Here is a 13443-nt window from a genome sequence, read left to right as displayed (position 1 = left end):
TTCGGTGTGCGCTGCAACACGTTCATCGGGCTTGCATTGCATGCCCCGCCGCGGCGTCAAACTGAGATAATCGGGCATCCGATTTTTCAGAGCGAATCCCCCGCCAGCATGGCCCGAACCCAAGCCGAACCGCCAGCCAGCCAGCCCGACGCGCGCGCCGCGTGGCTGCGCGACCAACTCGAGCGGGCGAACCACGCCTATTACGTACTCGACCAGCCGGATCTGCCCGATGCCGAATACGACCGGCTGTTCCGCGAACTGCAGCAGCTCGAAACCGACCATCCCGAACTCATAACACCCGATTCGCCGACGCAACGCGTGGGCGGCGAGGCGGCCGGCGGCTTCACGCCGGTCGTCCACGACGCGCCGATGCTGTCGCTGAACAACGGCTTCGCCGACGAGGACATCGTCGCGTTCGACAAGCGCATCGCCGATGCGCTCGACAAGGCGACCGATCTTGCCGGCTCGGCGACGGAGCCCGTCGAATACGCGTGCGAACTGAAGTTCGACGGTCTCGCGATCTCGCTGCGCTACGAGCAGGGCGTGTTCGTGCAGGCGTCGACGCGCGGCGACGGCACGACGGGCGAGGACGTGACCGAGAACGTGCGCACGATCCGCTCGATTCCGCTGAAGCTGAAGGGCAAGAACGTGCCGGCCGTGCTCGACGTGCGCGGTGAGGTGCTGATGTTCAAGCGCGATTTCGCACGCCTGAACGAACGCCAGCGCGCGGCCGAACAGCGCGAATTCGCGAACCCGCGCAACGCGGCGGCCGGCAGCCTGCGCCAGCTCGACTCGAAGATCACCGCGCAGCGTCCGCTGTCGTTCTTCGCGTACGGGATCGGCGTACTCGACGGGATGGCGATGCCCGACACGCACAGCGCGCTGCTCGACTGGTACGAGTCGCTCGGCCTGCCCGTGAACCGCGAGCGCGCGGTCGTGCAGGGCGCCGAGGGCCTGCTCGCGTTCTTCCGCAAGGTCGGCGAGAAGCGCGACTCGCTGCCGTACGACATCGACGGCGTCGTCTACAAGGTCAACCGGCGCGACGAGCAGGAGCGGCTCGGCTTCGTGTCGCGCGCGCCGCGCTTCGCGCTCGCGCACAAGTTTCCCGCGCAGGAAGCGCTGACGAAGCTCGTCGCGATCGACGTGCAGGTCGGCCGCACCGGCGCGATCACGCCGGTCGCACGCCTCGAGCCCGTGTTCGTCGGCGGCGCGACCGTGACCAACGCGACGCTGCACAACGAAGACGAGGTGCGCCGCAAGGACATCCGGATCGGCGATACGGTCATCGTGCGCCGTGCGGGCGACGTGATTCCCGAGGTGGTCGGCGCGCTGCTCGATCGGCGTCCGGCCGACGCGGCCGAATTCGTGATGCCGACCGAATGCCCGGTGTGCGGCTCGAAGATCGAGCGCTTGCCGGACGAGGCGATCGCCCGCTGCACGGGCGGGCTGTTCTGTCCGGCGCAGCGCAAGCAGGCGCTGTGGCACTTCGCGCAGCGTCGCGCGCTCGACATCGACGGGCTCGGCGAGAAAATCATCGACCAGTTGGTCGAGCTGAATCTCGTGCGCACGCCGGCCGACCTGTTCAATCTCGGCTTCGCGACGCTTGCCGAGCTCGACCGCTTCGCCGAGAAGTCCGCACAGAATCTGCTCGATTCGCTCGAGAAGGCGAAGCACACGACGCTCGCGCGCTTCATCTACGGGCTCGGCATCCGCCACGTCGGCGAATCGACCGCGAAGGATCTCGCGAAGCATTTCGGTTCGCTCACGCCGATCATGGACGCGTCGGTCGAGGAACTGCTCGAAGTCAACGACGTCGGGCCGATCGTCGCCGAGTCGCTTCATCAGTTCTTCGCGGAAGAGCACAACCGGACCGTGATCGAGCAGTTGCGCGCACCGGGCAAGGTCACGTGGCCGGAAGGGCCGCCCGCGCCGAAGGCGCCGCAGGGCGTGCTGGCCGGCAAGACGGTCGTGCTGACGGGCACGCTGCCGAATCTCACGCGCGACGCCGCGAAGGAGATGCTCGAAGCGGCCGGTGCGAAAGTGGCGGGCTCGGTATCGAAGAAGACGGATTACGTGGTCGCGGGCGCCGAAGCCGGCAGCAAGCTCGTGAAGGCCGAGGAACTCGGCATCCCCGTGCTGGACGAAGACGGTCTGCACCAACTCCTGGAGGGCAATACGCCATGATTCGCGAGATCCTGAAGATGGGCGATCCGCGCCTGCTCGAAATCGCCAAACCGGTCGAGCGGTTCGATACCCCCGAACTGCACGAGATCGTCGCGGACATGTTCGAGACGATGCACCACGCGAACGGCGCCGGGCTGGCCGCGCCGCAGATCGGTATCGGGCTGCAGATCATCATCTTCGGCTTCGGCAACAACAACCGCTACCCGGATGCGCCGCCGGTGCCCGAGACCGTGCTGATCAACCCGAAGATCGAGTACATGCCGCCGGACATGGAGGAGGGCTGGGAAGGCTGCCTGTCGGTGCCGGGCATGCGTGGCGTCGTCAGCCGCTACGCGAAGGTGCGCTACAGCGGTTTCGACCAGTTCGGCGCGAAGATCGACCGCGTCGCCGACGGGTTCCACGCGCGCGTGGTCCAGCACGAATACGATCACCTGATCGGCAAGCTGTATCCGATGCGGATCACCGACTTCACGCGCTTCGGCTTCACCGAGGTGCTGTTCCCCGGGCTCGACCCGACCGACGACGACTGATCGTCCGGTCTCCGGCAGACAAGAAAAAAGCCCGCTTGCGCGGGCTTCTTCATTGCATGGCGCACATGGTACGCCTGCGGTCAGAACGTCTCGTCGGCCGACAGATAGCGCCATTGGCCCTGCGGCAGCGCGCCGAGCATCACGCGGCCCATGCGCACGCGCTTCAGGCCGATCACGTCGAGGCCGACCAGTTCGCACATGCGGCGGATCTGGCGTTTCTTGCCTTCGCGCAGCACGAAGCGCAACTGCTCGCCGTTCTGCCAGCTCACCATCGCGGGCTTCAGCGCGACGCCGTCGAGCTCCAGGCCGTGGCGCAGCTTCGCGAGCGATTCAGCGGGGAAGTGCTGGTCGATGTCGATGAGTCGCTCGCCGAAGCGCACGCGCACCAGGTACTCCTTGTCGATGTCCGACTGCTCGCCGATCAGCTGCTTCGCGACCACGCCATTCTGCGTCAGCACGAGCAGGCCGGTCGAGTCGATGTCGAGCCGGCCGGCCGGCGCGAGCGCGTGCAGGTGCTGCGGCGAGAAGCGTACCGGCGAATGGTCGCCGCTCCAGCGATTCGCGCGCGTGATCAGCACGGCCGCCGGCTCGTAGCCGTCTTCCGCCTGGCCCGACACATAGCCGACCGGCTTGTGCAGCAGGATCGTCACCTGTGCGGCCTGCGCGGCGCTCGCGCGCTCGTCGATCTCGATTTTCTGGTCGGCGCGGACCTTGGTGCCGAGCGTGTCGATGCGTTCGCCGTCGACGAGTACCCAACCCTTTTCGATCCATTCGTCGGCTTCGCGGCGCGAGCACATGCCGAGCTCGGACATCCGCTTCGACAGACGCATCAGGCCCGTTTCGTCGCCGTAGTCGACATCGGCCGCAGCGCGCTTGACCGGTTGCGCGGTCTTGACCGCACCGAACGAGCGACGCTCGCCGTCGCGTGCGGGGCGAGCCGGGCGGTCGCCGAAGCTGCGCTTTGCGCCTTCGCCGGCCGGCTTGTCGCGATAGGACGGGCGCTTGCCTTCATCGGCGCCTGCGCGGCGCGGGCGCGCGTCGTCGTCGTTGCGGCGCGGCGGGCGATCGGACGACGTGCGGCGGTCGCCGAAGCTGCGTTTTGCGCCTTCGCCGGATGCGTTGTCACGATACGGCGGCCGTGCGCCGCCTTCGCCACCCGCTCGGCGCGGGCGGGCATCGTCATCACGACGCGGCGGGCGATCGGAGGACGAGCGGCGATCGCCAAAGCTGCGTTTTGCGCCTTCGCCGGATGCGTTGTCGCGATACGGTGCGCGTGCACCGCCTTCGCCACCCGCTCGGCGCGGCCGTGCATCGTCATCGCGGCGCGGCGGACGATCGGAGGACGTGCGGCGATCGCCAAAGCTGCGCTTCGCGCCTTCGCCGGCTGCGTTGTCGCGATACGGCGCACGTGCACCGCCTTCGCCACCCGCGCGACGCGGCCGTGCATCGTCATCGCGGCGCGGCGGACGATCGGAGGACGTGCGGCGATCGCCAAAGCTGCGCTTCGCGCCTTCGCCGGCTGCGTTGTCGCGACGTGCACCGCCTTCGCCACCCGCGCGACGCGGACGTGCATCGTCATCGCGGCGCGGCGGACGGTCGGACGACGTGCGACGGTCGCCGAAGCTGCGCTTCGCGCCTTCGCCGGATGCATTGTCGCGATAGGGCGCGCGCGGGCCGCGTTCGGCACCGCCGTCACGCGGCGCACGCTTGGCCGGTGCGCGATCCGCGCCCGGGCGCTCGGCGCCGGCCGCGCCACGCGGCTTGAACGAGCGTTCGCTGGCGGCTGCCGGGGCGGCCTTCTTCGGGCGGGCCGGCTTGTCCCCGGCGGGCGGTGCCGCGGGGCGCACGGCCTTGCGGGCGACGAGGCTGCCGGAGCGTACAGGGGCGCGGGTCGGCGACGCCGGCTTCGGATTCTTGACGGTTAGTTTGGTGCGCATAAACGCTGGAATTCACTCAGACTGCGATCGCTCGCAGCAATTCGGTTTCGAGCTGGATCTGCAGGCGGTTGTCGGACAAGCCGGCGCCCGCGAGCAGGAAGATATCCTCGACGCGTTCGCCGAGCGTATTGATCCGCGCCGCGTGGACGCCGATCTGATGCTCGGCGAGTACGCGCGCGATCGAATAGAGAAGGCCCGGCCGGTCGTTGGCCGACACGGACAGGATGTAGTACTGGCCGCGCTCGTCGGCCCGCAGGTCGACGCGCGGTGTGATCGGAAACGTCCGGGACAGCCTCGACAGGCGGCCCTTGGACGGTTCCGGCAGCGGTGCGGTTTCGGCGAGCCGTGTCGCGAGCTGCTGTTCGACGAGATTCGCGATGTCGCGGTAACGCACGTCGTGTTCGGTCTGCGTGACGATGAAGTTGTCGAGCGCATAGCCGTGGCGCGTCGTGCTGACGCGCGCGTCGAGCACCGACAGCCCGTTGCGGTCGAAATACGCGCAGATGCCCGCGAACAGGTCGGGGCGGTCCTTCACGTACACGAGCACCTGCAGCGCGTCGCCGATCGGCGACGGCCGTGCGCGAACGATCGCGGTTTCGGCGTTCACGTGCCGGTACAGCACGCGCGTCTGCCACGCGATGTCGGCCGCATCGTGACGCAGGAAGAAGCCGACGTCGAGCTGATCCCACAGCGCGCGGTGCGCGTCGTCGGGCACGGTCTCGAGGCGCAGCAGCGCGAGCGCCTGTTCCTGCCGCGACTTCAGCTCCGAATGTGCGTCGGGGTTCGCGCCGCCGAGCACCGCGAGCGTGATGCGGTACAGGTCTTCCAGCAGCTTGCCCTTCCACGTGTTCCATACCTTCGGGCTCGTGCCGCGGATATCGGCGACGGTCAGCAGGTACAGCGCGGTGAGGTAGCGTTCGTTGCCGACGACTTCGGCAAAGCGCTTGATGACTTCGGGGTCGCTCGTGTCCTGCTTCTGCGCGACCTGGCTCATCGTCAGGTGATGCTGGACGAGCCATACGATCAGCGACGCGTCGTCGCCGGTGATGCCGTGCTCGCGGCAGAAGCGCCGCGCATCGGCCATCCCGAGCGTCGAGTGGTCGCCGCCGCGGCCCTTCGCGATGTCGTGGAACAGCGCCGCGACATACAGCACCCACGGGCGCTCGAAGTTGCCGATCAGCTGGCTGCAGAACGGATATTCGTGCGCATGCTCGGCCACCGCGAAGCGGCGGATGTTGCGCAACACCATCAGGATGTGCTGGTCGACCGTATACACGTGGTACAGGTCGTGCTGCATCTGTCCGACGATGCGGCGGAAATTCAACAGATAGCGGCCGAGCACGCTCGTCTGGTTCATCAGCCGGAACGCGTGCGTGATGCCTTCGGGCTGCTGCAGGATCCGCATGAACGTGTCGCGGTTCTGCGGATCGCGGCGCCACGCGTTGTTCATGATTTCGCGCGAGTTGTACAGCGCGCGCAGCGTGCGGGCGGACAGGCCCTTCACGCCGCGGGTCGTCTCGTACAACAGGAACGCTTCGAGGATCGCGTCGGGATGGCGTTCGAACACGCTGTCGTCGACGATCTCCAGCATGCCCTGCTTCTCGACGAATCGATCGGGAGACAGCACGCGCGTGATGCCGCTCGTCGCGGGGAAGAGCTGCGCCTCGATGTTCTGGATCAGGATCGTCGCGAGCTGCGTGACGGCTTTCGCGGCCCAGTAGTAGCGACGCATCAGCTGCTCGCTCGCGCGCTTGGCCTGCGTCGGCTGGTAGCCGAAGCTCTCGGCGGCCTGCGTCTGCAGGTCGAACACGAGCATGTCCTGGCGGCGGCCGGCGATCACGTGCAGCCGCGCGCGCAGCGTCTTCAGGAAGCCTTCGTTGCGGCGCAGTTCGCGTGCTTCGCGATCGGTGATGAGGCCGCGCGTGTCGAGTTCGCGCCAGCTGCTGCCGAAGCCGGCCGCGCGTGCGATCCACAGGATCGTCTGCAGGTCGCGCAGCCCGCCGGGGCTTTCCTTCACGTTCGGTTCGAGGCTGTACGGCGTGTCCTGGAACTTCGCGTGGCGCTGGCGCATCTCGAGCACCTTCGCGGTGAAGAACGCACGGGCGTCGAGCGCCTCGTGATAGCTCACCGTGAAGCGCTCGAACAGCGCGGTGCTGCCGACGATGCGGCGCGCTTCCAGCAGCGAGGTCTGCACCGTGACGTCCTGCGACGCCTCCTCGATGCACTGCGCGACCGTGCGCACGCTGCTGCCGATCTCGAGGCCGAGATCCCACGCCATCCCGATGAAGCGCTCGATGCGCGCGTCGAGCGCCGGGTCGTGCGCATCGGGCAGCAGCACGAGGATGTCGACGTCGGAGTAGGGCGCGAGCTCGCCGCGCCCGTAGCCGCCGACGGCGACGAGCGCGAGCGTCGCGGGCAGCCCGCAGTCGTCCCACACGCGCTTCAGCGCGTCGTCGGTGAGTTTCGACAGCGCGTGCATCAGCGCGGCGACATTCGTCGCGCGGCGAAAGCGCTCGAGCATCTCCGTCTTGGCGGCCTTGAATTCGGCGCGCCGCGACAGCGCGTCGGGCGAGGGGGCGGCGTGAGCGCTCATGGGCGGCCGTTCAGGTGCGGGTGGGGCGGGCTGGCGCGACGGCGCTCAGACGGCGGCGGCCGGTTGCGCGAACACGGGGCGCGCCGGCGTGCCGGCCGACACGGTCAGCACGTCGTAGCCGGTTTCGGTGACGAGCACCGTGTGCTCCCACTGCGCCGACAGGCTGCGGTCGCGCGTCTTGACCGTCCACTGGTCGGGCATCGTGCGGATGTCGCGCTTGCCGGCGTTGATCATCGGCTCGATCGTGAAGATCATCCCGGCCTTCAGTTCGATGCCGGTGCCCGGACGGCCATAGTGGACGACTTGCGGATCCTCGTGGAACACCGTGCCGATGCCGTGGCCGCAGTATTCGCGCACGACGCTGTAGCCCTGCGCTTCCGCATGCTTCTGGATCGCGTAGCCGATGTCGCCGAGGTGCGCGCCGGGCTTGACCTGGTCGATGCCGAGCCACATGCATTCGTAGGTGGTCTGGACGAGGCGCTTCGCGAGGATCGAGCCTTCGCCGACGATGAACATCCGGCTGGTGTCGCCGAAGTAGCCGTTCTTGATCACGGTGATGTCGATATTCAGCGCGTCGCCGTTCTTGATCACCTTCTCGCCGGGAATGCCGTGGCAGATCACGTCGTTGACCGAAATGCAGGTGGCCTTCGGGTACGGCGGATAGCCGGGCGGCTGGTAGTTCAGCGGCGCGGGGACCGTGCCCTGTTCGTTGAGCATGAACTCGTGGCAGAGGCGATCGAGTTCGGCGGTCGTGACGCCCGCGACGACGTGCGGCGTGATGAAGTCGAGCACTTCGCTGGCGAGACGGCAGGCGACGCGCATCTCCGCGATATCGTGTTCGTTTTTGAGCGTAATAGCCATCGAGGTATGCCTGGAATGCGGTGAATTGACGGATTATCGCACCTTATGGCGGGCCTCGCAGCCCCTGCCGGCGGTGCGGGTGCGGGTTTTCGCGGATTGTCCGGCCGGCCGCCGCGCGGCTAGCGAAAGTGGCGAGCGACTTGAGAGCGGACAAATCGGCGTGCTATACTCTTTGGCTAAGTCGACATCCAAATGCCGTAGTGCCCCGTTGTGGGGCGGCATCGCGGTGAAAGGCTTGCGGCACGGGCGTTTTGCACGTGCCGAATCACAAGCCGGCGCAACCAGGGTGCCGGCCGCGCGGAATTTGCGCCCTTGCGGGCGGGTTTGCGCGGCGGTACGGCGGCCGGCTTAAGACCCAACCCTCGTGGAGAATTTACATGGCAGTTACGATGCGCCAAATGCTGGAAGCGGGTGTCCACTTCGGTCACCAGACGCGCTTCTGGAACCCGAAGATGGCTCCGTTCATTTTCGGTCACCGCAACAAGATTCACATCATCAACCTCGAAAAGACGCTGCCGATGTTCACGGACGCACAGAAGTACGTGCGCCAGCTGGCAGCGAACCGCGGCACGATCCTGTTCGTCGGCACGAAGCGTCAATCGCGTGACACGATCGCCCAGGAAGCGCAGCGCGCAGGCATGCCGTACGTCAACGCACGCTGGCTCGGCGGCATGATGACCAACTTCAAGACGCTGAAGGTATCGATCAAGCGCCTGAAGGACATGGAAGCAGCCGTCGAATCGGGCGAAACCGAGAAGATGAGCAAGAAGGAAGCGCTGCTGTTCGAACGCGAAATCGCCAAGCTGCAGAAGTCGATCGGCGGCGTGAAGGATATGGGCGGCATTCCGGACGCAATCTTCGTCGTCGACGTCGGCTACCACAAGATTGCCGTCACGGAAGCGAACAAGCTGGGCGTGCCGGTCATCGCCGTGGTCGATACGAACCACTCGCCGGAAGGTGTGGATTACGTGATCCCGGGTAACGACGACTCGAGCAAGGCAGTCGCGCTGTACGCCGAAGGCGTGGCCGACGCGATCCTCGAAGGCCGTGCGAACGCGGTCAACGAAGTGGTCCAGGCAGCACGCGGCGACGACGAGTACGTCGAGGAAAACGCGTAACTGGCCCCGAGCCGGCGCAAAAAGGGGGCTCTCAACAGGCCCCCTTTTTTTAAGCTTGTGCGCCGGACCTGATCGCGCCGAATCGGCGCGGGTCCGGAAACGAATCTCGGCCGTTCGCGTCCAAGCGGGCGGCGTTGTGAATACAGACTCAAGGAGCGAATGATGGCGGCAATTACCGCAAGCATGGTGGCAGAACTGCGCGCAAAGACCGACGCACCGATGATGGAGTGCAAGAAGGCGCTGACGGAAGCCGACGGCGATCTGGCCAAGGCTGAAGAGCTGCTGCGCGTCAAGCTCGGCAACAAGGCGAGCAAGGCGGCATCGCGCGTGACGGCTGAAGGCGTCGTTGCATCGTTCGTCGGCGGCAACGCAGGCGCGCTGGTCGAGCTGAACTGCGAAACCGACTTCGTCGCGAAGAACGATGATTTCCTCGCGTTCTCGAAGACGGTCGCGGAACTCGTTGCGACGCAAAACCCGGCCGACGTGGCTGCGCTGTCGGCGCTGCCGCTCGACGGCACGACGGTCGACGCAGTGCGCCTGGCACTGGTCGGCAAGATCGGCGAGAACGTGTCGATCCGCCGTTTCGTCCGTTTCGAAACCGCGAACAAGATCGCAACGTACCTGCACGGCGCGCGTATCGGCGTGATCGTCGAGTACACGGGCGCGGAAGAGCAGGTCGGCAAGGACGTCGCGATGCACATCGCGGCAATGAAGCCGGTCGCGCTGTCGTCGGCCGACGTGCCGGCGGAACTGATCGAAACGGAACGCCGCGTGGCCGAGCAGAAGGCTGCGGAATCGGGCAAGCCGGCTGAAATCGTCGCGAAGATGGTCGACGGTAGCGTCCAGAAGTACCTGAAGGAAGTGTCGCTGCTGAACCAGACGTTCGTTAAGAACGACAAGCAGACGATCGAGCAGATGCTGAAGGCAGCGGATTCCGCAGTGCAGAAGTTCGCGCTGTTCGTCGTCGGCGAAGGCATCGAGAAGCGCCAGGACGACTTCGCCGCCGAAGTGGCCGCGCAAGTCGCAGCAGCAAAGCAGCAGTAAGCAGTCAGGCAGTATCCGCGGCGGGCGTCCGCTCCGCCGCGGCCGGCGGCGCTGCCGGCCGGCCGGGAACCCCGGTCCGGTCGTCGGCGCTTGCCCGAATCAGTATTTCGCCCCTACAGTTCGTGGTTGTCATCCTCTCGTCGCTCGGAAGCCCCTATGTCCAATGCCTATAAACGCGTCCTTCTCAAACTCTCCGGCGAAGCGCTGATGGGCGACGATGCCTTCGGCATCAATCGCGCGACGATCGAACGGATGGTGGCCGATATCGCCGAAGTCGTGCGTCTCGGTACGCAGCTCGCGGTCGTGATCGGTGGCGGTAATATTTTCCGTGGTGTCGCGGGTGGCGCGGCCGGCATGGACCGCGCGACGGCCGACTACATGGGGATGCTCGCGACGATGATGAACGCGCTGGCGCTGCAGGACGCGATGCGCCACGCTGGCATCGAGGCGCGCGTGCAGTCCGCGCTGCGCATGGACCAGGTCGTCGAGCCGTACATCCGCCCCCGTGCGATCCGCCAGCTCGAGGAAGGCCGTGTCGTGATCTTCGCGGCCGGTACGGGCAACCCGTTCTTCACGACGGATACGGCCGCCGCGCTGCGCGGCTCGGAAGTGGGCGCCGAAGTCGTGCTGAAGGCGACCAAGGTCGATGGCGTATATTCTGCCGATCCGAAGAAGGATCCGTCGGCCACGCGTTACACGACGATCACTTTCGACGAGGCGATCAGCCGCAACCTGCAGGTGATGGACGCGACGGCCTTTGCGCTGTGCCGCGACCAGAAGCTGCCGATTCGCGTGTTTTCGATCAACAAGCCGGGCGCGCTCAAGCGCATCGTGCTGGGCGAGGACGAAGGTACGCTCGTCCACGTGTAAACTCCCGCGGATGCGGGTCGTCGGCCTGGTGTGCGTGGCGCGCCGGGCAGCACCCGCGTTTTTTGAAGGTTTGAAGGTTCGGAGGTTGAAATGAGTGTCGCTGATACCAAGAAGGGCGTTGAGCAGAAGATGCTGCGCTCGATCGATGCATTCAAGAGCGATCTGGCGAAGATCCGTACGGGCCGCGCGCACACCGGCATGCTGGATCACGTGCAGGTCGACTACTACGGGTCGATGGTGCCGATCTCGCAGGTTGCCAACATGACGCTCGTCGACGCACGTACGATCGGCGTGCAGCCGTGGGAAAAGCCGATGGTCGCGAAGGTCGAGAAGGCCATTCGCGAAGCCGATCTCGGCCTGAATCCGGCAACGTCCGGCGACCTGATCCGCGTGCCGATGCCCGCGCTGACGGAAGAGCGCCGCCGCGAGCTGACCAAGGTCGTGAAGAGCGAAGGCGAAACGGCCAAGGTCGCGATCCGCAACTTGCGCCGTGACGCGAACGAAGCGCTCAAGAAGCTGGTGAAGGACAAGGAAATCTCGGAAGACGACGAGCGCCGTGCGAGCGACGACGTGCAGAAGCTGACCGACAAGCACGTCGCCGAAATCGACAAGCTCGTGCAGAGCAAGGAAGCCGAGATCATGACGGTCTGACGACCGTCCTCGCGCGCCGCCTTCTTCCCGCATTACTGTCTCAACGGCCATGACCTATACCAGCTCTACCGTTCGCGTGCCTGACGTCGGCGTCGTGCCGCGTCACATCGCGATCATCATGGACGGCAATGGCCGTTGGGCGACCGAACGCCGCTTGCCGCGCGTCGCGGGGCACACCCGCGGCGTCGATGCCGTGCGGGCGGTGGTCGAAGGTTGCGCGCGCGCCGGCGTCGAATACCTGACGCTGTTCGCGTTCAGTTCCGAAAACTGGCGCCGGCCGAACGACGAAGTGTCGTTCCTGATGCGGCTGTTCATCACCGCGCTCGAGCGCGAGGTCGGCAAGCTGCATGCAAACGGGATCCGCCTGCGTGTCGTCGGCGATCTCGACCGTTTCGAGCCGCGCATCCGCGAACTGATTCGCCGCGCCGAAACCAAGACGGCGCGCAATACGCGCCTGACGCTCACCATCGCGGCCAACTACGGCGGCCGGTGGGACATCCTGCAGGCGACGAAGAAGCTCATCGAGCAAGCCGTGCGCGAGGGTCGCGAGGTCGAAGTGACCGAGGACGCGTTCGCGCCGCACTTGGCAATGGCCTATGCGCCGGAGCCCGATCTCTTCATCCGAACGGGCGGCGAGCAGCGCGTCAGCAACTTCCTGCTGTGGCAGCTCGCGTACGCCGAGTTCTATTTCACCGACAAATACTGGCCGGATTTCGACGGCGCGGCGCTGGCCGACGCGATGGCGTCGTATACCGAGCGCGAGCGCCGTTTCGGGCGCACGAGTGCGCAGCTCGAACCGCAATCGCAGAACGCCGACTCCCTTTCATGCTGAAAACCCGTGTGATCACGGCGATCGTGATGCTGGCAGTCCTGCTGCCGGTGACGCTGTTCGCGCCGCTCACGGCGTTCGGCGCGCTGATCGGCGCCGTGCTCGTGTTCGCCGCGTGGGAGTGGGCGCGCCTGCTGAAGCTCGGTGGCGCCGGCCCGGTCGTCTATGCGGTCGTCGCAGCGCTTGCGCTGGCGGCCACCACGCCGCTCGGCATCGATGCGGCGGGATCCCGCCCCCTTTTCATGGCAGCCGGCGTATTCTGGCTGCTGGTCGGCCCGTTCGCACTGCGGCGCAAGCCCGAACTCGCGGGCGGCGTGTGGCGGCCGTTCCTGCTCGCTGCCGGCCTGATCGTGTTTGCGGCCTGCTGGCATGCGCTCGTCGCGGCGCGCGCGCAGGGCGTGCCGTTCGTACTGTCGCTGCTGCTGGTCGTCTGGCTGGCCGATATCGGCGCATACTTCGCGGGCAAGGCCTTCGGAAAGCGTAAACTGGCCGTTACGATCAGCCCTGGCAAGAGCTGGGAAGGCGCGATCGGCGGCTGGCTGGCCGTGATGGTCGTCGCCGGTGTCGCGATGGCCTCGCATGCGTTCGAGCCGACCCTGTTTTCCGCATTCGCCGCCCGCTACGGGATGCCCGGCGCGTGGGCCGCGCTGACGCTGCTGGTTGCGTATAGCGTGATTGGCGATCTGTTCGAGTCGCTGTTGAAGCGGCAAGCGGGCGTGAAGGATTCGAGCGGACTGCTGCCGGGCCATGGCGGCGTGCTCGATCGTGTCGACGCGCTGCTGCCGGTGCTGCCGCTTGCGATGCTGCTGCTTGGTTAAACCATTAA

General features: G+C 66.5%; 11 protein-coding genes. 8 read left to right on the top strand and 3 right to left on the bottom strand.

Annotation, left to right across the window (positions count from 1 at the left end; all coding sequences use genetic code 11):
• Nucleotides 1-108: 108 nt before the first annotated feature.
• Together ligA and def are read left to right on the top strand one after the other, a co-directional pair.
• Entirely contained in the window at nt 109-2184 is a 2076-nt protein-coding gene (ligA, locus tag U5809_RS05670; protein ID WP_322085836.1) for an NAD-dependent DNA ligase LigA, read from the top strand.
• Nucleotides 2181-2714: a peptide deformylase gene (gene def, locus U5809_RS05665; RefSeq protein ID WP_176047340.1), complete on the top strand. Its 534-nt coding sequence runs from the start codon at nt 2181-2183 to the stop codon at nt 2712-2714. Before ligA ends, def begins: the two co-directional genes overlap by 4 nt.
• An 80-nt stretch (nt 2715-2794) precedes the next feature.
• Here the strand turns inward: def and U5809_RS05660 are convergent, their stop codons facing one another.
• Genes U5809_RS05660 through map form a run of 3 tightly spaced genes read right to left on the bottom strand, consistent with a single transcriptional unit; the run spans nt 2795 to nt 8105 of the window.
• A complete protein-coding gene (locus U5809_RS05660; RefSeq protein ID WP_322085835.1) occupies nt 2795-4651 on the bottom strand; it encodes a pseudouridine synthase in 1857 nt (618 codons plus the stop codon).
• Nucleotides 4652-4667: 16 nt separating this feature from the next.
• A complete protein-coding gene (locus tag U5809_RS05655) occupies nt 4668-7244 on the bottom strand; it encodes a [protein-PII] uridylyltransferase (RefSeq protein ID WP_322085834.1) in 2577 nt (858 codons plus the stop codon).
• A 45-nt stretch (nt 7245-7289) separates the two neighbouring features.
• Nucleotides 7290-8105, bottom strand: coding sequence for a type I methionyl aminopeptidase (map, locus tag U5809_RS05650; RefSeq protein WP_282505409.1), 816 nt, complete (start codon nt 8103-8105; stop codon nt 7290-7292).
• A 377-nt stretch (nt 8106-8482) separates the two neighbouring features.
• Here map and rpsB point away from each other — a divergent pair, with 377 nt between their 5' ends.
• From rpsB to U5809_RS05620, 6 genes are all read left to right on the top strand, one after another.
• Complete coding sequence (rpsB, locus tag U5809_RS05645; RefSeq protein ID WP_011352461.1) at nt 8483-9223, top strand: 30S ribosomal protein S2; 741 nt, start codon at nt 8483-8485, stop codon at nt 9221-9223.
• Between the two features lie 162 nt (nt 9224-9385).
• Nucleotides 9386-10267, top strand: a complete 882-nt coding sequence (tsf, locus tag U5809_RS05640; protein WP_282505408.1) for a translation elongation factor Ts — start codon at nt 9386-9388, stop codon at nt 10265-10267.
• Nucleotides 10268-10423: 156 nt separating this feature from the next.
• Entirely contained in the window at nt 10424-11137 is a 714-nt protein-coding gene (pyrH, locus tag U5809_RS05635; RefSeq protein WP_011352459.1) for a UMP kinase, read from the top strand.
• A gap of 90 nt (nt 11138-11227) precedes the next feature.
• The gene (frr, locus tag U5809_RS05630) at nt 11228-11788 is read left to right on the top strand and encodes a ribosome recycling factor (protein WP_014896735.1); all 561 of its coding nucleotides are present in this window, start codon (nt 11228-11230) and stop codon (nt 11786-11788) included.
• Nucleotides 11789-11837: 49 nt separating this feature from the next.
• Entirely contained in the window at nt 11838-12620 is a 783-nt protein-coding gene (gene uppS / locus U5809_RS05625; RefSeq protein ID WP_011352457.1) for a polyprenyl diphosphate synthase, read from the top strand.
• Nucleotides 12614-13435: a phosphatidate cytidylyltransferase gene (locus U5809_RS05620; RefSeq protein WP_322085833.1), complete on the top strand. Its 822-nt coding sequence runs from the start codon at nt 12614-12616 to the stop codon at nt 13433-13435. Before uppS ends, U5809_RS05620 begins: the two co-directional genes overlap by 7 nt.
• The last annotated feature ends 8 nt before the right edge of the window (nt 13436-13443 follow it).

Source organism: Burkholderia sp. BCC1999 (assembly GCF_905339975.1).
Classification (GTDB): Bacteria; Pseudomonadota; Gammaproteobacteria; order Burkholderiales; family Burkholderiaceae; genus Burkholderia.
This window is presented reverse-complemented; position numbering and strand designations above follow the sequence as displayed.

Coding starts and splice junctions, on each gene's coding strand:
- ligA (WP_322085836.1), top strand. CDS start 109: ATGGCCCGAACCCAAGCCGAACCGCCAGCCAGCCAGCCCGACGCGCGC.
- def (WP_176047340.1), top strand. CDS start 2,181: ATGATTCGCGAGATCCTGAAGATGGGCGATCCGCGCCTGCTCGAAATC.
- U5809_RS05660 (WP_322085835.1), bottom strand. CDS start 4,651: ATGCGCACCAAACTAACCGTCAAGAATCCGAAGCCGGCGTCGCCGACC.
- U5809_RS05655 (WP_322085834.1), bottom strand. CDS start 7,244: ATGAGCGCTCACGCCGCCCCCTCGCCCGACGCGCTGTCGCGGCGCGCC.
- map (WP_282505409.1), bottom strand. CDS start 8,105: ATGGCTATTACGCTCAAAAACGAACACGATATCGCGGAGATGCGCGTC.
- rpsB (WP_011352461.1), top strand. CDS start 8,483: ATGGCAGTTACGATGCGCCAAATGCTGGAAGCGGGTGTCCACTTCGGT.
- tsf (WP_282505408.1), top strand. CDS start 9,386: ATGGCGGCAATTACCGCAAGCATGGTGGCAGAACTGCGCGCAAAGACC.
- pyrH (WP_011352459.1), top strand. CDS start 10,424: ATGTCCAATGCCTATAAACGCGTCCTTCTCAAACTCTCCGGCGAAGCG.
- frr (WP_014896735.1), top strand. CDS start 11,228: ATGAGTGTCGCTGATACCAAGAAGGGCGTTGAGCAGAAGATGCTGCGC.
- uppS (WP_011352457.1), top strand. CDS start 11,838: ATGACCTATACCAGCTCTACCGTTCGCGTGCCTGACGTCGGCGTCGTG.
- U5809_RS05620 (WP_322085833.1), top strand. CDS start 12,614: ATGCTGAAAACCCGTGTGATCACGGCGATCGTGATGCTGGCAGTCCTG.